Below are 19075 nucleotides of genomic sequence, written 5' to 3' on the forward strand. Positions count from 1 at the left end.
GAGCGTGGTTCTGCATGGCCCCTCTGTCCTCGATACCTGAGAGATTGCGCCGCCGCCGCTCGTGCTGACGAGTGACGGTGAAGCGCGCGCCCCTTCGGTGGGCAGCCTGCCAAAGTCCGTGGATGGGGACTATGCGAATGGCTACTGCCGCTCTCCAGAGTGCGAAAAACCGTGGCCGTGAGGCGGGTTCTTCGACGCGGTCGGTCCTTTTGCCTGAGAGTTTGCGGGTGTGCCCCTTCGGCGGCGCGGCCTGCGACATGAATGAAATTGTCAGCGGCCAGCACGCTCTCCCGACGCGTGCGGCGAATGTACGCGAGGGCTGGAGCCTTGTCAAATAAAGGCCTGCGAGGGGCGCGGGGCTTGACCAAGCGGTTTCGCACCTGTCAAAAAAAAGCGCGGGACGAGTGCCCGCGCTGCGTTGCAACGGATGAGACAGCGAACGTTTATTCGCCGACTGCGTGCGCTGCGTTGTCCAGTTCCTGATTCAACACGCGCTGTTCTTCGCCGGACAACCCGCCGCCGTGCTGGCTGGCCATGTCGTGCGCTTCGCGGCGAATCACATCCAGACGGTGATGCAGCGCGTCGCCTTGCGGCGGCGGGTAATAGCCCTGGTTCACATGGTTGTCGATGCGATGGCCGAGGTTGTCGAGCCGGCCGTCGACCTGGTGCAGACGCTGATCGGCAATCTGTTGCGGATTCGGACGCGGGGCGGCCGCGGGCGGCGGTGCCACGACGCAGGCGGCGAGTGAACCGAGCAGGGCGCATGCGGCTAACGCATGAAGGGTACGGGGCATGGATTCTCCGGAAGTCGTTGTCGTTCGATGCTGCTACCCGGTAGCAACGGCTGACGACGGCTTCACGCTGACCCAACCCGCGCGCCTTTTTGTAACGTCATGTTTCCTTTCACTTTTAGAAGCTTAACGAACCCGTTCGAAAGGCAGGCGCAGACCTTCGTCCGAACTGCGCGCGGCGAGTTCGACGATCGTCATCACGTCGACGGCGTCCTGGGCGCTGACCGGGAATTTCACGCCGGTCTGGATCGTATCGGCCAGCGCGATATAAAAGCCGGCGTAATCGCCGTCGCGCGTCGGCAGGCTTTTCTCGACTTCCTGTTCGCCTTCCAGCACGCGCAGCAGGCCCGCCGCGTTGCCGCCGCCGAAGCCGGCCTCGCCGGGACGCAAGCCCGCCTTCAACTGATCTTCCTGCGTGTCGAGTCCGTGTTTCACGTAGCTGCCGCTCGTGCCGTGAATCGCGAAGCGCGGCGCGACCAATGCGGTCAATGCGCTGGCGTGAAGCACGACTTCGGACTCGCCGTAACCAAGCTGGATGTGTACGTAGTCCGGTGCGCCGGCCTGATCGCGATGCGTGCGCACCGTGGCCGACACCGTTTGCGGCACGCCGAACAGGGCCAGCGCCTGATCGATCAGATGCGGGCCGAGGTCGAACAGCAAGCCGCCGCCGCGCGCAGCCTCTTCGCGCCAGCGCGGACGCACCACCGGCCGGAACCGGTCGAAGTGAGATTCGTATTGCGTGATGCGCCCGAGCGTCTGATTAGCGAGGAGATCGCGCACGGTCATGAAGTCGCCGTCCCAGCGACGGTTGTGGAACGGCACGAAGTGACGGCTGCGCGCGAGGGCGATGTTCATCAACGTGCGCGCGTCGGCCGCGCTCAGCGTGACCGGTTTGTCGACCACGACGTGCTTGCCCGCTTCCAGTGTGCGGCGCGCGAGGTCGAAGTGCGTGTCGTTCGGCGTTGCGATGACGATGCAGTCGATTTCGGGCAGCGCCAGTAAGCCGTCGAGGTCGGCGACCCGTTTCGCGTGCGGATAGTCGGCACGCGCGCGATCCGGTTGACCGGTCGCGATGGCCGCGACTTTGGCGCGGCCGCAGTGTTCGATGACGGGCGCGTGGAAGGTGGCACCCGCAAAACCGTAACCCATCAAACCGATGTTCAGCGATGTGGACATGTGACTTCCCTGCGAAAACATGGAGAGCGGCGCGCCGCCGGATGACCGGTGCGGCGGCGCGTGACACCGCGATTGTGGCATGCGACGCCGCGATGGACGCTCGCCGGGCGACGCGAGCGGCGGGTTTTTCGCGCGGGTCGCCCGGCGCCCCTTCCGTGTTAACATCGCTCCTCTCGCGCGGCCGCGCCGCGCAGCTTGCCCCTTGGGCCTTCGCGCCGGCATTGCCCGCCGCAGCGCCCTCAACCGCGTTATCCATCCAGACACGATGTCCGCAGGCCTGAACCCCGCTCAAAGTGAAGCGGTCCGTTATCTCGACGGTCCGTGTCTCGTGCTCGCCGGTGCAGGCAGTGGCAAGACACGCGTGATCACGCAGAAAATCGCGCATCTGATCGAGGTCAAAGGCTTCGAGCCGCGCCACATCGCCGCCGTCACCTTCACGAACAAGGCCGCCGCCGAAATGCGCGAGCGCGTGGGCAAACTGCTCGAAGGCAAGACGCTCACCACGCCCGGCAAGGAAGGCCGCAAAGTTCCCGTCAACCAGTTGACGGTGTGTACCTTCCACTCGCTCGGCGTGCAGATTCTGCGGCAGGAAGCGGAACACGTCGGCCTCAAACCGCAGTTCTCGATCATGGACTCCGACGACTGCTTCGGCATGATCCAGGAACAGGTCGGCTCGACGGACAAGGGCTTCATCCGCAAGATCCAGTCGATCATTTCGTTGTGGAAAAACGGCCTGATCATGCCGGAAGAAGCCATCGCGATTGCGGCGAACGAGGACGAGCAGCAGGCCGCGATCGTCTATCGCAACTACGTGGCGACGCTGCACGCCTACCAGGCCGTGGATTTCGACGATCTGATCCGCCTGCCCGCCGAACTCTTCGCGAAGAACGAGCAGGTGCGCGAGCGCTGGCAGAACAAGCTGCGTTATCTGCTGATCGACGAGTACCAGGACACCAACGCCTGCCAGTACGCTCTGGTGAAGCTGCTGGCCGGACCGCGCGCCGCGTTCACCGCGGTGGGCGACGACGATCAGGCGATTTACGGCTGGCGTGGCGCAACGCTCGAAAATCTCGGCCAGCTCAGCAAGGATTTCCCGAAGCTGCATCTGATCAAGCTCGAGCAGAATTACCGGTCGACGGTGCGCATCCTGACCGCGGCCAACAACGTGATCGCCAACAACCCGAAGCTGTTCGAGAAGAAGCTGTGGTCCGAACACGGGATGGGCGACACGATCACCGTCACGCCCTGCAACGACGAAGAACACGAGGCCGAGTCGGTCGTGTTCCGCCTGTCGGCGCACAAGTTCGAGCGGCGCACGAATTTCCGCGACTACGCAATCCTGTATCGCGGCAATTTCCAGGCGCGCATTTTCGAGCAGGTGTTGCGGCGCGAGCGGATTCCCTATGTGCTGTCGGGCGGCCAGTCGTTCTTCGACAAGGCCGAGATCAAGGACATCTGCGCGTATCTGCGGCTCATCGCCAACGCTAACGACGACCCTGCGTTTATCCGCGCGATCACGACGCCGCGGCGCGGCGTCGGCAATACGACGCTCGAAGCGCTCGGATCGTTCGCGGGACAGGCCAAGGTGTCGCTATTCGAAGCGGTCTACATGGGCGGTATCGAGGCGCGTTTGTCGCCGCGTCAGATCGAACCGATGCGCGTGTTTTGCGACTTCATGCAACGCCTGACCGATCGCGCCGAGAAAGACGCGGCCGGCACGCTGCTCGACGAACTGATGGACGCAATCCATTACGAAGCCTACCTGTACGACGCGTTCGACGAGCGCCAGGCGCAGTCGAAATGGCAGAACGTGCTCGAGTTCATGGAGTGGCTGAAACGCAAGGGCACGAAGGCAGAACCGGCGAGTGCGAGTTCAGGTGCCGGCGCCGAAAACGCCGAAGCGACCGGCTACGATACCGCCGACGGTTTCGGCGATACCGGCAAGAGCCTGCTCGGCCTGATTCAAACCGTGGCGCTGATGTCGATGCTCGAAGGCCGCGAAGAAGATCCGGACGCGGTGCGGCTGTCGACGGTGCATGCGTCGAAGGGGCTGGAGTATCCGCACGTGTTTCTGGTGGGCGTCGAGGAAGGCATCATGCCGCACCGTGGCGGCCCCGACGACGAGCCGATCGACGACGCGCGTATCGAGGAAGAGCGGCGCCTGATGTACGTCGCGATCACGAGGGCGCAGCGCAGTCTGCATCTGAACTGGTGCAAGAAACGCAAGCGCGCTCGCGAGACGGTGGTGTGCGAGCCCTCGCGGTTCATCCCCGAAATGCTGCTGGACGATGCGCCGCCGCCCACGCCCGAAGAAGCGCCGATGTCGCCGAAAGACCGGCTGGCGAGTTTGAAAGCGCTGTTGCAGAAGCCTTCCTGAGCGTCGCGTCGGTTGGGCTGCCTGCCGGGCGCAGCTTTATTTCACCGCGCTGACCATGTAATCGACGGCGGCCTTCACGTCAGCGTCGGAAGCATTCGAGCCGCCCTTGGCCGGCATCGCGCCCTTGCCGTGCAACGCATAGTTGTAGACCGTTTCCATCGGATCTTTCAGACGCGGCGCCCACGCATCCTTGTCGCCGAACTTCGGTGCGTTCAGCACGCCCGCTGCGTGACACGCCTGGCAAACCTGCTGATACAACGCCTTGCCGGCCTGCGAAGCGTCCGCGCTTTGCGCGGCGCCGGCGGCAGGCGCGGCGGCTTGCGGCACGCTCGCCATGGCGGCCATGGCCGCTGCGGCCTGGGTGGCGGTGGCGTTGGTTGCATCCGCGCCGCTTGCGGGTGCTGCGCCGGCCGCCGCGCCCGAAGCCGGCGTTGCGGCCGCCGCGCCTGCTGCGGGTTGGACGGGTTCGGGGAAACTTGCGCCGGAATTGTTCGCCATATAGGCGACGGCCCGGGCAATTTCGAAGTCGCTGTAATCGTCCGGGCTGGTGCCGCCGCGTGCGGGCATCGCGCCCTTGCCGGCGAGCGCCGTGTGCCACAGGGTGTCGAAGCCTTGCGCGATGCGCGGCGCCCAGTCGGCGGTATTGGTGAATTTCGGTGCGCCAGCCACCCCGGCGGCGTGACAGGCCGAGCAAACCGCCTTGTACACCTCTTCACCGGATTTGAAAACGCGCGGCGCGTTCGCGTCGCGAATGTCGACCTGGGCGAACGGCTTGATGCGTGCGTTGACCTGGGCTTCGGAGAGACTGTCGGTGCCGGCGCCCGTGCGGGTCGAGTTGTCGACGTAGACGGCCAGCAGAACGATGATGACGATCGGCACAGCGAACCCGGCGATGATGGCGGCGACGAGCTGTGCGGGGGTTTTGATCGGGGCTCCGTGTGGTGCTTCGCTCATGCTTGTCTCGTCTCCGTAGATATGTGAGCGGTACAGCGTGACGGCAACTTCTTATTCTGAGATCAGCCACGGACGATTATAGACGCAAGGTTTCGGCGGGAGCGAGCGGCACGGCGGGCTATTCGGCAGGCGTTTACCCGCATCGGCGGGGCCGTTCGCGGGGCGTTGGACGTGGGTCTTCGGGCCGCCCGGTGGACGGTTCGGCGGAAACCGGGTATTCTTGCGCTCTTGCTTCGGCGCCGCGTCCTTTGGGTCGCGGCGCTTTCGTGATGAAGCGCCCGTAGCTCAATGGATAGAGTACTGCCCTCCGAAGGCAGGGGTTGCTGGTTCGATCCCAGCCGGGCGCACCAAGAAGGCATTCGCAAGTAAAGGGCTTACGCATCGTGGCGTAGGCCTTTTTTATTGCCCGCAAAAAACAGCCACCTTCTTCACAAACTCCAACATTTTCCCCTTTTTCAATAAGCAGATTCCACGCTCCCTGTTTGCGGAAATCTCTTATCCCGTAGCGCTATCCGGTTAATTAGCATGCATGCACTATGCGTAATGAATCAAGCAGAACCAAAGCATAGTCATTCCCGATTTCGATATTTTTTTATCGGAGTCCCATGTCTATTTATCGTTTAGCGCCAGCAGGTCATGTTTAAAATAACGCAGCTGATTTTAACCGCATCCCTAGTTTTACTCTCCCACCTATCCTTCGCTCAAACCGCCGATTCACCGTCGAGCGTGAGCCAGTTCGCCGGTCCTTATATCGGCCTCAAATTCGGCGTCAACCATTCCAGCGCTTCCGGCACGACCGACCGTGCGGCTCACAACACGGTCTTTCCCGGCGTCACCGCGGGTTATAACTTCGACGTCGGCCGCGCGGTCTTGGGTGCCGAGGCCTTCGGCGATTTTCATCACGGTTCCGTGACGTCGAAAGACGCCGGCGTCGACCTCAGATTCGGCATGCCGTTCGACAGTCTGATGCCTTTTATCCGGCTCGGCTTTACCGGAGACGATCCCGACACGCGAGTGCATTGGGGCCTCGGCGTCGAGTACAAGCTAACCCGGCATATCAGCGCAGTCGGCGAGTGGACCGCCGATACGAGCCGTCACGACGGCACGCGGCGGCGCAACGACAGCTTCACCCTGGCCGCGCAGTATCACTTCAATTAAGTTGCCCCGTGCAATCTTGTTGAAAGCCGCCCGAGCCGATAGAATCCACCGGTCATTGGGGAGTAGCCTTCCTTCAGCCTTTGAAGGAGAGCGCGTCAACATACTTGGTCTGCGGACCATGGCGCGCTCGACCGGGTCGGTTTGGCGAGACCATTGACGTACTGCTTCGTTCTGGTCGGACGGGTGGCGGTGCGTCATGGTTCGTCATTTACGTCCGACCGCGGAGTTGCCCTGTGCGATCTTGTCTGTCCTCGTCTGTTCGTTCGTTTGATCTCAACTGTCCGTCATCGCGCAATGTCCCTTCTGCAGCGAGCGTCGCATGACCGGTCTTCTGTTCGAACTCGCCATCATGCTGGTCGTCATTCTCGTGGCGGCCGAGCTTTTCACCAATGCACTCGAGCATCTCGGCGAACGTCTGAAAATCTCGGAAGGCGTGACCGGATCGCTGTTCGCCGCGGTCGGCACGGCTTTGCCGGAGACGCTCGTGCCGTTGCTGGCGATAGCCGGCGGCACGACCGATAACGCGGTCAACCAGGAGATCGGTGTCGGCGCCATTCTCGGTGCGCCGCTGATGCTCTCCACGCTGTCCACCTTCCTGATGACCCTCGCGATCCTCGGCTCACGCGGCGCGTCCGGCTGGGTCGCGCCGGAACGCACGGGCTTCACGCGGGACCTCAACTATTTCCTGTGCGCGTTCGTGCTCGCCGCGGTCGCGATGTACGTGCCGCACGAACAGAAGATCGTGCGGGCACTGTTCAGCGCGGCGCTCGTCGGCGTGTATGTGATCTACGTGGTGATGACTTTCCGCGCGTCGAGTCAGCTGGTCGATGCCGGTCATGGCACGGAGGCGCCCGGTGCCATGTTGCTGTCGCGACTCGGCATCCCGACCAACCTCGTGACGATCGGCGTGCAACTGCTGCTTGCGGTCGCGTTGCTCGTGTGGGGCGCGGAGGGTTTCATCCACGGTGTGAAGGGCGTGTCCGCGGCGGTCGGCGTGTCGCCGTTGCTGCTGTCGTTGCTGATCATCCCGATTGCGACCGAACTGCCGGAGAAGGTCAACAGCATTCTATGGATCCGGCGTGGCAAGGACACGCTTGCGTTCGGCAACATTACCGGTGCGATGGTGTTTCAGGGCACCTTGCTGCCGGCCATCGGCATTCTGCTGACACCGTGGACGCCGCGTATCGAAGTGGTCACGGGCATCGTCATCACGCTTGCCGCCGCTGCGTGGCTTCGAATCAACGTGCGTGAGCGAGGTGTACCGGTGTGGTCGCTGCTGGTGTGCGGTGTCCTGTACGCCACGTATCTTGCGGTAACGCTGAGTCGCTGAGCTGTTCGGTCGACGCCCTGAGCACCGGCCAGGGCGCACGAATTCCGCGTGAAAGTCGGCTGAATAGGGTATTAGCTTTATTCAGCCGAACTATCGATCGTGTTACAAATTTCTGTCTGTTATTTCTGTAAACGGCTGCTAGTATTTCCAGACGTTGCGCCCGCCCTTCGTTAATCCAAAACGAATCACTCGTCATAAAAACGGTTTTAGCCTTGTTTGCTCGATGCAAAGAGATTGCGTTCGCCTATAAGAAATGCCATCTACGAGGTGCTTATGGATTATCGAGGCGTAGTGGGGCCCATGGCTTTATCCGCTGCGGCGGTCATGTCGATTGTGCCTTCTCCAGCTAGCGCGCAGGCATCCGCCGACGAAGCCAACAAGACCAATAACCCGCTCAATCCCGCGGCTTCGTTCAATATCCAGAACTACTACACACCCAGCGTCTTCGGCGCGAGTGCTCATACGAACGACTTCCTGCTGCGTCCCACTCTTCCGGTCGGCCCCAATGCGCTGATCGGCGTGCCGGAGATTTTCCGCGTGACGGTGCCGATCAGCACGCGACCATCGCCAGGCGGCGGCTACGACACGGGTCTCGGCGACCTGAATCTGTTCGACATCCTCCTGCTATCGCAAGGCAGCATGCAGATAGGCGTGGGACCGCTAGTCACGCTGCCCACCGCTACCGACCCGAGCCTCGGCACCGGCAAGTGGCAGGCCGGCCTCGCGGCGGTGGCGGTCAGCGCGACGCGGGCGCGACTCATCGGTGCACTCGTGCAGTGGCAGCACTCGTTCGCCGGGCAAACCAGTCGTCCCACCACACAGTCGCTGACGGCACAACCGTTCGGCATCTTCAATCTGCCCGGAGGCTGGTATATCCGCTCGACCGGCACATGGACCTTCGATCTGCAGCACGGCAGCTACTACCTTCCAGTCGGCCTCGGTGCTGGAAAAGCGTGGAAAGGCGGATCGACCATTTACAACGCGTTTATCGAACCGCAGTACTCCGTTGCGCACTCGGGCGCGGGCGTGCCGAAGTTCACGATTTTCGCGGGCCTGAACATGACCTTCGGCAAATAGGACCCGGCGCGATGGCTGGCCCGCGACACGTTGTCTTTTTCTGACAATGGCTTGCTTCTGATCAAAGAACTGTCAGTCGCTCACGCTATATAAATCGCGCACTCACCGTGCATCGCGGTGAAGCTACGCGACTAAACAGGACGCCAATAAGTCACCCTAACTATTTACGAGGATGATGATGAGTCACCCCAATCGCTTCTTCGTCGGCAGGCTGTTTGCCGGTGCGCGCGTCGCTACGTGTGTTTCCACGCTGGTCGCGACGCTTGGCGTTGCCCTCCCGCTCGCGGCGTCCGCGACCGAAGGCGGCATCGGCCGGCCGATTACCGGCATGCAGGTCACACCCTACGGCGGCGTGGTGCCGCCCACCAGCGACTGGATCATTTCGGTCGCCACGATCTATTACGAGGGTTCGCTCGGCGCGAGCAAATCGATTCCGATTGCCGGGCAGGTGACGGCGGGCGTCGACGTGACCGCTGTCTATTCCATCGTCAACGCGGTGAAGACGTGGGGCATCACGCTAGGCGGCTGGAACTTCGCGTCGTCGTTCGGCGTGCCGTTGCAGTACACCGATATCTCGTCGTTTCATGGCCGCTTGCCGAACGACAACGCGACGCAGTTCGCCGACCTGTTCTTCACACCGGTGATAGCCGGTTATCACCTGACCAAAACCGATCACGTTGCATTCAGCGTGCAGATCTATGCGCCGACCGGCGCCTACAGCACGGCGCGGCTTGCGAACGCCGGCCAGAACACGTGGACTTTCACGCCGACGGTGTCGTACACGAAGCTGTTGCCGAAGCAGGACGTCGAGCTATCGCTGAACTATGGCGTCGAGTTCTACACGCCGAACAACGACACGCACTATCACAACGCGCCGCTCAGCGTGCTCGATCTGCTGGCGCTCAAGCGCTTTGGCAACGGCTGGGGTGTCGGCGTGGTCGGCGGCTATATTCAGCAACTCGGCCACGATAGCGGCGGCCTGGCGGAGATCACCGGTGGCAACCAGGGACATTCGGTGGGCGCCGGGCCGATGATCACCTGGTCGGGCAAGGTGCAAAAGACGCCGGTGTCGGCGTCGCTGCGCTGGGTCAACGAATTCAACGTGAGCAACCGGCCGAAGGGCAATGCGGTGCTGCTGTCGGTCAGTGCGACTTTCCAGTGACCGCATTCAGCCGGCGAGAGTAGACAGGCGCTCCACCAGCTTGTCGATGAGAGAGCCCGCCAGTTCGCGTTGACGCGCGGCTTCCACCATCAATTGCGCGGCTTCGGTTTCGCCGGCCTGGCACAGCGCATCGATATAGCTGAGCCAGTACTGCGCGTCGTTCGGCCGCGCGCCCACGGCAATCTCGAAGTGAGAAATCGCGGCTTCGGGTCGACGACGCAGAATCGACAGCGCGCCCAGGTTGTAATGCGCGTCGACATGCTGCGGACTCGCGTCGAGGATGATGCGATAGAGCTTCTCCGCCTCATCCAGAAAACCGTTCTGATGCTCGGCAATCGCGCTTGCGAGGACGGTCTGAATATCCTGCTCGAATTGTTCCTCTGGCGTGAGGACGGGGTGGTCAAGCGGCGCCGGCGCAGAAGTCATGTTGGTTCGAAGGCAGGGTGGACGATGGAAAAATTATGGCGCTTTCGTGTCCGATGTGAAGCGGCAAGCTGGGCGGGAATATCGTTGCTGTTCTCAGGATGAGCGGCAGGCTGCGGCATGGGATGGCAAGGCACGTTCATCGAAAGAAAAATGCCCGCAACGAGGCGGGCACGAGTCGAGCGAATGCGCCGTTTATCCGGCGCGTTTTAGTTATGGTTGTTCGATGGGTTCGAGTTTTTCAGAACCGCGCGACGCGGTGGTATTCACTGGTCACCGACGCGCGATGCATCGCCTTGAAGTAGCCGGCTTCCAGTTCCGATTTGCCTTCGGCCGCGAGTGCGAGCACGGCCGCGTCGATCTGGCGGACGCGTTGCACGACGGCGCGCGTCGCTTCGTCCGCGTCGGCGCTGAGCGACATCAGCAGCGGCGAGCGCTGTTGCGTCAGACGGGCGGCTTCGGTCCAGTCGGACTGGCGGGCTGCGTGTTCGATCGCCTCTGAAAGCGCGAGCAGCGTGTCGGCGATGGCGTTCGATGTCATGTCGGCTTTCCTCTTTATCGTCTTCGATCAGCTCTTGCCGTCGGCCAGCGCGCCTGCGCTGTTGGTGCCGCCGAACAACTGCGTGAGGTACTGCGAGTTGTTGTTCATCGTCGCCATCAGCGTGTTGAGCGCGGTGAACTGTGCGTTGTACTTGTCCGTCAGCTGGGTCGTGTAATCGGCAAGGGTGGTTTGCTGCGCGGCGATGCTGGTGAGATCGGCGTTGATCGTCGTGGTTTCGGTATCCATGATGCCGCCCGTCGCCGTGAAACCCGTGATGGCGTTATTCATCAGCTCACCGATGCCGTTGGTCGAGTTGAACACGGAGGCCACGGTAGCGGGCGAGTTGGCGAGCGCCGAGTTCAACGTGTCGGAGTCGGCGGTCAACGTACCGTCGTCGTTCAGCGTGATGCCGATCGACGCCAGCGTGTTGGTCGTGTTGCCGCTCTTCACCCCGCCGGCCACGATGCTCGCCAGCGAATTCTGAATGGTGTTGAGCATCGAGTCGCCGAGCAGCGGGCCGCCTTGCGAGCCCGCCGACTGCGTACTGTCGAACGACGTGAGCGTGCCCATCGTCGTGACCAGCGTGTTGTACAGGCTGACGAAATTGTTGATCGCCGTGGCTTGCGAGGTCGTGTCCGAGGCAATCGTCAACGTCTGCGAGTTGCCGGTGGTCGTGCCGCTCGACGACGTGGTGCCGAGCGCGGCGGCGGTCAGATTCAACGTCACGCCGGCAATCGCCGTCGTCGACGAGTTGGTCGAGCTGCTGACCTGCGTGCCGTCCACGGTGAAGAGCGCGTCCTGCGCGGCTTGCGTCTGGGTCCAGGAGCTGCCGCCGGTCGAGGTCACGGTCGACGAGCCGGTCATGCTGCCGAGGCTCGTCAGACCTTGGTCACCCGTGACGCCGCTGGTGGCCACGGTGATCGCGCCCGAGCTGCCGGTGGACGATTTCAGCACGAGCTGGTCGCCACTGGAAGTGGACACGACCGACGCCGTGACGCCCGGATTGTTGCTCGCGGCATTGATGGCCGCGGCGATACCGCTCACGGTGTTGTTGCTGCTGTCGATGGTGAGGTTCATCGACGCGCCGCCGGCGGTCACGGTCATCGTGCCGGTGCCGAGCGCCTGCGTCGACGTGAAGCTGTTGGACGTCAGCACGGGTGAGGTCGTCACGCCGAGGGCGGACAGTCCAGAGTCGCTCGACGACACGCTGATGGTGTTGGCCGCGCCGGTCGACGCCGAGCGCAGCACCAGATGCGCGCCGTCCGTGCCGGTCACGACGGTTGCCGTGACACCGGGGTTGCCGCTCGCGGAGTTGATCGCCGAGGCGATGCCGGCAAGCGTGTTGTTCGTCGAGTTGATGGCGACGGCGACCGACTTGCCGCCGAGCGAGACGTTCAGCGTGCCGGTGCCGACAGCCGTCGAGGCGCCGAAGGCGGCCGACGAAAGCGTCTGCGCCGCCGCGGTCTGCTGCACGGCGATCGTATAGGTGCCGGCCACTGCGCCGACGCCGGCGGTTGCGGTCAGACCCGAGCCGCTCGCGGTCGCGGTGAAGGTGGACAGCGTCGAGCCGTCCGACAGACCGCTCACGCTGGTTTGCAGCGCTTCGAGCGCGGCCTTCAGCGTGCCGATCGCGGAAATCTTGGTGTTGTCCGCAGTGGTTTGCGCGGTGAGCGCGGCCGTCTGCCCCGCCGTCTTCGAGTTGACCAGCGCCGTGACCAGCGATGAGACATCCAGCGATGAGTTGCCGGTCGATCCGCTGATGATCGACTGTGCGGCTTCTGCGAGCGCGGCACTGGTGCTCGCGGTCGTGGAGGTGGCTGCAGTGGATGATGCCGTCGAGACGGTTGACATGGAGCGGCTCCGTGCGTCGGTGAGTCGATGAGTCGATGAGTCGGTGAAACCCGAGGCGTGACCTCGAGGGTGTTCAGAATGCAGTACGGGAGGCTCAGCCTCCCTGTGAATCTCGAGCTTGTTGCCTACGCGGCAGGCTGGCTTGTTCGTCTGCCGGCGCGCCGCGTAGTGTTACTGCACCGAAGCTTATTGCAGGAGCTTCAGAACTTGTTGCGGCAGCGAGTTTGCCTGAGCCAGCACCGAGATACCAGCTTGTTGCAGCACTTGCGCCTTGCTCAGGTTAGCCGTTTCCTGTGCGAAGTCGGCGTCCTGGATTTGCGATTGAGCTTGCGACAGATCGGTCGACTGGGCTTGCTGCGTCGTCGAAATCGCGGTGAAGCGGTTTTGCGCGGCGCCGAGGCTTGCCTGGATGTTGTTGACGGTCGTCAGTGCGTCGTCGATCGATTCGATGGCCGACGTGGCGCCTGCCAGCGTGCTGACATCGGTCTGGTCGACGGTTTGCGTCGTCGCGGTCGATGCAGCCGTCCACGACGTTTGCGTGACCGCGCCGAGCGTCATCGTGCCGGCCGTGGTGCCGGACGGTGCCGTGTAGCCGAGGCCCGTCGTGACCGCTTTGCTGGAAGCCGACAACTGGTTGCCGCTCTGATCCCAGAAGGTGTAGCCCTTGTTGCCGTCCGACTTCACGGTGATCGACGTGATGGCGGTCGACGAACCGGTGGTCGTTGCATCGATACCCGTCGTCGGGTCGATGTTCAGGCCGGTGATCGTGCCGAGCGTCGTGTTGGCCGTGTATGCGGTGGCTGCGTTGTCGGTGTCGATCGCGGCCATTTCGGTCGTGGCATCGAGTGCGCCGGCCGTGTTGATCGACAGCGAGCCGTCGGTCGTGCTCTTGGTCAACAGCGGCGTCGTCGTCGACGTCGGGTCGAACGACAGTGCGTTGCCGTTCTGATCGGTGAACGTAAAGCCGCCTGCGCCATCCGACACGGCGTTCAGTTGCGTGACTTCGTTACCCGTCGACGTGCCCGCATTCCAGGCTGCGCCGGTCGAGTCGAGCGAAACGGACAACGATGCGACCGTTGCGCCGGCTTGCACTGCGCCGCCGCCGAGGGAAGCTGCCGACACGCTTTGCGCCAGGTTCAGGCTGATGTTCTGGCCGACGTTCGCGCCGACCTGGAACGACACCGTACCTGCCGAGCCGTCCAGAATGTTCTTGCCGTTGTATTGCGTTTGCGAAGCGATACGGTTCACTTCGGAGATTTGCTGCGTCACTTCCTGTTGCAGTGCTGCGCGGTTGTCGTCCGTCAGGCCGCCGCTCGAAGCTTGCACCGCCAGTTGGCGAATCCGTTGCAGGCTCGACGTGATCTGGCTCAGGCCGCTGGTCGCCGTCTGGATCATCGAGACGCCGTCGTTCGCGTTCGAGACACCTTGATTCAGGCCGTTGATCTGGGTTTGCATGCCGGTCGCGATGGCGAGGCCAGCTGCATCGTCGGCCGCGCTGTTGATGCGCTTGCCCGACGACAGGCGGGTGATGGCTTGCGAGAGGGCGCTTTGCGAGCCACTGAGGTTTTGCTGTGCAACCAGCGAGTTGATATTGCTATTGATTCCGAGCATGGAAAATCTCCTAAAGAAGCCCTTGAGCCCAATACGCCACGTTGGCATCGGCGGAAGCACTCGTTCATTGCTGGCCGCCTCAGTGAAGGTTGACGGCCCCTCTAAAAAAAACTTGAGGGGCTTTGTTTGAGTGCGACCGAATGGCATTACCGGAGATTTATGCTGCCGCAGGCCTGAAAGCCGCTTGTAGTCTGGGATGGCGTATGCGCTGCAGCTAATGGAAAGTCGGCGTATTCTGTTTTTCCCCTGTGTTAAACCGTGGAGAAATTATGCAGAAGCGCCGTATTGGACGTTCCGATATACAGGTCACGCCGTTGGTGTTCGGCGGCAATGTTTTCGGCTGGACCGCCGATGAAGCGACCTCGTTTTCGATCCTGGACGCGTTCGTCGACGCGGGTCTCGATTTCATCGATACCGCCGATGTGTATTCCGCATGGGTGCCCGGCAACCAGGGTGGCGAGTCGGAAACCATCATCGGCAAGTGGCTGAAGAAAAGCGGCAAGCGCGACAAGGTCGTCCTCGCGACCAAGGTATCGAAGCTGCCGCAGCGCAAGGGCTTATCTGCAACGAATATCCAGGCGGCGGTGGAAGATTCGCTGCGGCGTCTGCAAACCGACTACATCGACGTTTATTTTTCGCACGACGACGATACCGCGACGCCGTTGACCGAGACGCTCGGCGCATACCAGAAGCTGATCGAGGCGGGCAAGGTGCGGATAATCGGCGCGTCGAACTACAGTGGCGCGCGCGTCGAGGAAGCGCTGGCGGTGTCGCGTCAGCATGGCTTGCCGGAGTACCAGTTGCTGCAGCCGGAATACAACCTGTACGACCGCGCGCCGTACGAAGCCGATACGGAACCGGTGGCGCTCGCGAATCATCTGGGCGTGGTGGTGTATTACAGCCTTGCAAGCGGCTTTCTGTCGGGCAAATACCGCTCGAAGGCCGATCTGGCCGACAAGGCGCGGGGAAGCCGCGTAGAGAAGTATCTGAATCCGCGCGGCCTGGCCATTCTCGACGCGCTCGAACAGGTTGCCGGGCGGCATGGCAGCACGTCGGCGACGGTCGCACTGGCCTGGCTGATCGCGCGGCCGAGCGTGACGGCGCCGATCGCCAGCGCGACGTCGGTCGAGCAGTTGAAAAGCCTTGCCGCCGCAGTCCAGTTGGTGCTGACAGGTGACGACATTCGCGAGCTGAACGAGGCAAGCGCCTGACTTTGTTTGCTACCTGGCGCGATCGCTAAACCCCTGGTAGGATGGAGAGTTTCCTGATATGATCGGGAGTGAATTGAGATCTTTGCCTGGCTCGTCAACGCTTTTGCATTGATGGAAGGTTGGCGAAACGGCAGCAGGCGGGGCTTTGGCTTGACGTCTGTCCGCGTTCCGCGGTGAACTCCCCACCTCTCTTTTCCGGCCTCCGTGGCCGCTTTGCCTCTCGTTTCATTTCTGGTTTGGCTGGGTTTTCCTCCTGTTTTATTCGGGTTGACCTACGTTTGCCTGTTACTGGCCAGAGATCGAAACGACCGGAGGGCCGGCGCGTGAGCGGCTTCCCCGCCACGCAATTAACCCGTATCAAGTGATTGAGTTAGGAATTACATGACGACGATTCTTCTGAAGGAAAACGAGCCGTTCGAAGTGGCGATTCGCCGCTTTCGTCGTGCAATCGAAAAGAATGGCCTGATCGCAGAACTGCGTGAGCGTCAATCGTACGAAAAGCCGACCACGGCGCGTAAGCGTAAGAAGGCTGCTGCAGTGAAGCGTCTGCACAAGCGTCTGCGCAGCCAGATGCTGCCGAAAAAGCTGCACTAAGCACGCTTTTTTAGCACGGCCGAACGGCGGTGTGAGCCTCGAAAGAGGCCACGCCGCCGTTCTGCTTTTAGGCCGCGGCACAGCACCTGACCGATGGCTCACCCCGAGTGATCAGCCGGCCTTGCGGTTGCGTCCTTTCTTGCCGAGCGCCACGCATGGTGCGCGGCACATGCAGGTCGTCTCATGGTCGTTGACCATGCCCACCGCCTGCATGAATGCGTAGCAAATAGTCGATCCCACGAATTTGCAGCCGTAGCGTTTCAGTGCCTTGCTGAGCGCGTCCGACACCTCCGTCGAGGCCGGCGCATGTTTGTACGATGCCCAGTCGTTCTGGATGGGCGTCTGGTCGACGAACGACCAGACGAAGTTGGAGAGTGAGCCATGTTCGGCCTGAATCTGCTGGACCGCACGTGCGTTGGTAATGGCCGATTCGATTTTGCCGCGATGTCGAACGATACTTTCGTCGACGACCAGCGCATCGACGTTTTGCGGCGTGAAGCGCGCCACCGTCGCGATATCGAAATCGGCAAAAGCACGGCGATAACCGGCGCGCTTGTTCAGAATCGTGGACCACGACAAACCCGCCTGCGCGCCTTCGAGCACGAGCATTTCGAACAGATGCCGGTCGTCGCGCGACGGCACGCCCCATTCGGCGTCGTGATACTGTGCGAGCGCTTCGCTCGATACCCAGTTGCATCGCTGTGTCAATTCGCGCCCCCGCTGTGTCATGTCGACCGCCAGCATAGCGGATGCCGTGCGCGCCGCAAGCTACCCATTCGGCCGATTGCGGGATCGAAACCGACCTGCCACGCTATGCGTTATTCCCCTTCCTGAACTCACACGATTTTCAATGAACCAAGCTCTCTTTCTGATCGGCATTGACGGCGGTGGCAGCGGCACACGCGTCGTACTCGGCGACGCCGAGGGTCGCGAACTCGCGCAGGCGGCGAGCGGCCCGTCGGGTCTGGGGCTCGGCGTGGAGCGCGCGTGGCAGTCCATCACGACGGCGTGCACCGAGGCTTTTGCGCGTGCCGGCGCGAAGTTGGACTGGTCGCGCTGCGTGCTGGGGTGCGGGCTGGCCGGCGTCAACAATCGCGACTGGCTGGCGGCATTTCACGCGCACGCGCCCGCCGTCGCCGCGCTTTCGGTGGAGAGCGATGCCTACACGACCGTGCTGGGCGCGCATGGGGGCGAGCAAGGTGTAATTGTCGCGTTGGGTACCGGTAGCGTGGCGGCCGTGCTCGACGGCGCGGGTCAATGCCGCTTCGTCAGCGGCTACGGTTATCCCTCCGGCGATGAAGCGAGCGGCGCGTGGTTGGGTCTGCGAGCCATCGTGCATGCCCAGCATGTGCTGGATGGGCGCAGTCCCGGCGACGAGTTTGCCGACGCGCTCCTCGCGCACACCGGAGCCCACGATCGCGACAGTCTCGTCGTGTGGCTGTGCGATGCGAACCAGACGGCTTACGCGAGTCTTGCGCCGATTGCTATCAGGCACCGAACGCATCCGTTCGCGGCGCGTGTGCTCGACGAGGCGGGTGTCCAGGTCGGCCGGATGATCGATGCGCTCGATCCTTCGGAAAGCCTGCCGGTGGCATTGTGCGGCGGACTCGGTGCGCCTATGCGCGACTATCTGGCGCCGGTCTACCAAGCGCGCCTGCGTGAGCCGCTGGCCGACTCGGCACACGGCGGTTTGCAACTCGCGGCGCGCGCCGCGGCTCGTTTAGGCGGCTGAGCGACCGCGAAGCGGGAGAACAGCATCACGGCGCTTACGAGCATCACGGCGCTCTATGCATCGCACCGTCCTCGAAGCACACCTCCCTTCGAAGCACACCGCAACAAAATTCGCCTGCCCGTTGAGCCCAGCCCAAGCCGGAGTCGACGGTAAGATACGTGTTTCGACGTTGCCCGGTTGCTCACCCATGTACAAAGTCATCGCCACGGATCTCGACGGCACGCTGCTCAACGCGAATCACCAGGTCGACCCGTTCACGATCGCCACGCTTCGCAAGCTCGAGAGCGACGGCCTGCGCTTCGTTATCGCAACGGGCCGGCATTTTTCCGACGTCGCCGGCATTCGCGACGTGCTCGGGATCAGTCCGTATCTGATCACCTCCAATGGAGCGCGCGTCCACACGCCGGACAATACCGTGCTGCACGCCGACGACCTGCCTGCGGCCATCGTCAGGCAGCTCGTGCAACCGGAGATTGCAGGCGGGCACGGCCGCGTGATCGTCAATCTTTTCGCGGATCAGGCGTGGCTGATCGACCGCGATGCGCCGCATCTACTGAAGTTTCATCAGGATTCGGGCTTCACTTACGAGGTGACCGATCTACTCACTCACGACGGCGCGAACATCGCCAAGGCGTTATACATAGGCGACCCCGCCGATCTTGCGCAAGTCTCAGCGAATCTCGCGCGTGAATTCGGCGACGCGTTGTACGTCACCTATTCGCTGCCCGACTGCCTCGAAGTGATGACGGCCAATGTGTCGAAGGGGCGTGCACTGCAAATCGTGCTGGACCGTCTCGGCGTCGATGCTGCCGAATGCGTAGCGTTCGGCGACAACATGAACGATATCGATATGCTCGAAACCGCCGGTCATCCGTTCATGATGAACAATGCGAATCCGGACCTCATCAAGCTTTTGCCAAATGTCCCACGCATCGGCAATAACTTCGACGCCGGCGTGGCGCATCATCTGCGCAAGCTCTTCGCGCTCGACGACGAATTGACGTCCTGAAACGCCACCGGCCCGTAGCTGCAAGAGCGGATACGGGCCGGTGAGCTTATAAATTCAACAGGCCTTGGGCCGAGGCCG

At 62.5% G+C, this 19075-nt stretch carries 17 protein-coding genes, 1 tRNA gene and 3 riboswitches; of the genes, 10 read left to right on the plus strand and 8 right to left on the minus strand.

All coding sequences use genetic code 11. The annotated features are described in order from the left end of the window. Positions 1-13 precede the first annotated feature (13 nt). Positions 14-168, minus strand: a riboswitch (glycine riboswitch). Positions 169-190: 22 nt separating this feature from the next. Next, a riboswitch (glycine riboswitch) is annotated at positions 191-303 on the minus strand. 140 nt (positions 304-443) lie between these two features. Next, a complete protein-coding gene (locus tag FQ746_RS20340) occupies positions 444-794 on the minus strand; it encodes a hypothetical protein (protein ID WP_144111424.1) in 351 nt (116 codons plus the stop codon). A 123-nt stretch (positions 795-917) separates the two neighbouring features. Beyond that, positions 918-1967 (minus strand): oxidoreductase, encoded by a 1050-nt coding sequence (locus FQ746_RS20345; protein WP_144111425.1) that lies wholly within the window; start codon positions 1965-1967, stop codon positions 918-920. A 265-nt stretch (positions 1968-2232) separates the two neighbouring features. Between FQ746_RS20345 and FQ746_RS20350 the strand changes: the two genes are divergently transcribed. Continuing rightward, on the plus strand, positions 2233-4344 hold the full coding sequence (locus tag FQ746_RS20350; protein ID WP_144111426.1) for a UvrD-helicase domain-containing protein: 2112 nt from the start codon (positions 2233-2235) through the stop codon (positions 4342-4344). Positions 4345-4380: 36 nt separating this feature from the next. Here the strand turns inward: FQ746_RS20350 and FQ746_RS20355 are convergent, their stop codons facing one another. Continuing rightward, the gene (locus FQ746_RS20355; protein WP_144111427.1) at positions 4381-5298 is read right to left on the minus strand and encodes a c-type cytochrome; all 918 of its coding nucleotides are present in this window, start codon (positions 5296-5298) and stop codon (positions 4381-4383) included. Positions 5299-5572: 274 nt separating this feature from the next. On the opposite strand from FQ746_RS20355, the gene FQ746_RS20360 reads away from it, so the two are divergent. The 5 genes from FQ746_RS20360 to FQ746_RS20380 all read left to right on the plus strand — a co-directional run bounded on the left by FQ746_RS20360 (position 5573) and on the right by FQ746_RS20380 (position 10025). After that, positions 5573-5648, plus strand: a tRNA-Arg gene (locus FQ746_RS20360). 286 nt (positions 5649-5934) lie between these two features. Next, a complete protein-coding gene (locus FQ746_RS20365) occupies positions 5935-6456 on the plus strand; it encodes an outer membrane protein (protein WP_144111428.1) in 522 nt (173 codons plus the stop codon). A gap of 45 nt (positions 6457-6501) precedes the next feature. Then, a riboswitch (yybP-ykoY riboswitch) is annotated at positions 6502-6676 on the plus strand. Positions 6677-6775: 99 nt separating this feature from the next. Next, a complete protein-coding gene (locus tag FQ746_RS20370) occupies positions 6776-7786 on the plus strand; it encodes a sodium:calcium antiporter (RefSeq protein ID WP_144111429.1) in 1011 nt (336 codons plus the stop codon). Between the two features lie 300 nt (positions 7787-8086). After that, complete coding sequence (locus tag FQ746_RS20375; RefSeq protein WP_144111430.1) at positions 8087-8863, plus strand: hypothetical protein; 777 nt, start codon at positions 8087-8089, stop codon at positions 8861-8863. Between the two features lie 178 nt (positions 8864-9041). Next, positions 9042-10025, plus strand: a complete 984-nt coding sequence (locus FQ746_RS20380; protein ID WP_144111431.1) for a transporter — start codon at positions 9042-9044, stop codon at positions 10023-10025. A 6-nt stretch (positions 10026-10031) separates the two neighbouring features. Here FQ746_RS20380 and FQ746_RS20385 read toward each other — a convergent pair whose 3' ends face one another. From FQ746_RS20385 to FQ746_RS20400, 4 genes are all read right to left on the minus strand, one after another. Then, positions 10032-10451: a tetratricopeptide repeat protein gene (locus FQ746_RS20385; protein WP_144111432.1), complete on the minus strand. Its 420-nt coding sequence runs from the start codon at positions 10449-10451 to the stop codon at positions 10032-10034. 238 nt (positions 10452-10689) lie between these two features. Further along, on the minus strand, positions 10690-10989 hold the full coding sequence (locus FQ746_RS20390) for a flagellar protein FliT (RefSeq protein WP_144111433.1): 300 nt from the start codon (positions 10987-10989) through the stop codon (positions 10690-10692). A gap of 27 nt (positions 10990-11016) precedes the next feature. Next, a complete protein-coding gene (gene fliD, locus FQ746_RS20395) occupies positions 11017-12840 on the minus strand; it encodes a flagellar filament capping protein FliD (protein WP_144111434.1) in 1824 nt (607 codons plus the stop codon). A 186-nt stretch (positions 12841-13026) separates the two neighbouring features. Continuing rightward, positions 13027-14451 (minus strand): flagellin, encoded by a 1425-nt coding sequence (locus FQ746_RS20400; RefSeq protein ID WP_144111435.1) that lies wholly within the window; start codon positions 14449-14451, stop codon positions 13027-13029. A 269-nt stretch (positions 14452-14720) separates the two neighbouring features. Here FQ746_RS20400 and FQ746_RS20405 point away from each other — a divergent pair, with 269 nt between their 5' ends. Together FQ746_RS20405 and rpsU are read left to right on the plus strand one after the other, a co-directional pair. Next, on the plus strand, positions 14721-15662 hold the full coding sequence (locus FQ746_RS20405) for an aldo/keto reductase (protein WP_144111436.1): 942 nt from the start codon (positions 14721-14723) through the stop codon (positions 15660-15662). 381 nt (positions 15663-16043) lie between these two features. Continuing rightward, positions 16044-16256, plus strand: a complete 213-nt coding sequence (gene rpsU / locus FQ746_RS20410) for a 30S ribosomal protein S21 (protein ID WP_006050883.1) — start codon at positions 16044-16046, stop codon at positions 16254-16256. A 111-nt stretch (positions 16257-16367) separates the two neighbouring features. On the opposite strand, the gene FQ746_RS20415 is transcribed toward rpsU, so the two are convergent. Further along, positions 16368-16985, minus strand: a complete 618-nt coding sequence (locus FQ746_RS20415; protein WP_144111437.1) for a DNA-3-methyladenine glycosylase I — start codon at positions 16983-16985, stop codon at positions 16368-16370. Positions 16986-17106: 121 nt separating this feature from the next. On the opposite strand from FQ746_RS20415, the gene FQ746_RS20420 reads away from it, so the two are divergent. Then, a complete protein-coding gene (locus tag FQ746_RS20420; RefSeq protein ID WP_144111438.1) occupies positions 17107-17988 on the plus strand; it encodes a BadF/BadG/BcrA/BcrD ATPase family protein in 882 nt (293 codons plus the stop codon). A gap of 187 nt (positions 17989-18175) precedes the next feature. Continuing rightward, positions 18176-18997 carry a Cof-type HAD-IIB family hydrolase gene (locus tag FQ746_RS20425; protein WP_144111439.1) on the plus strand — a complete coding sequence of 274 codons (822 nt, stop codon included), beginning with the start codon at positions 18176-18178 and terminating at the stop codon, positions 18995-18997. Positions 18998-19075: the final 78 nt, after the last annotated feature.

Source organism: Paraburkholderia sp. BCC1886 (assembly GCF_900996245.1).
Lineage (GTDB): Bacteria > Pseudomonadota > Gammaproteobacteria > Burkholderiales > Burkholderiaceae > Paraburkholderia.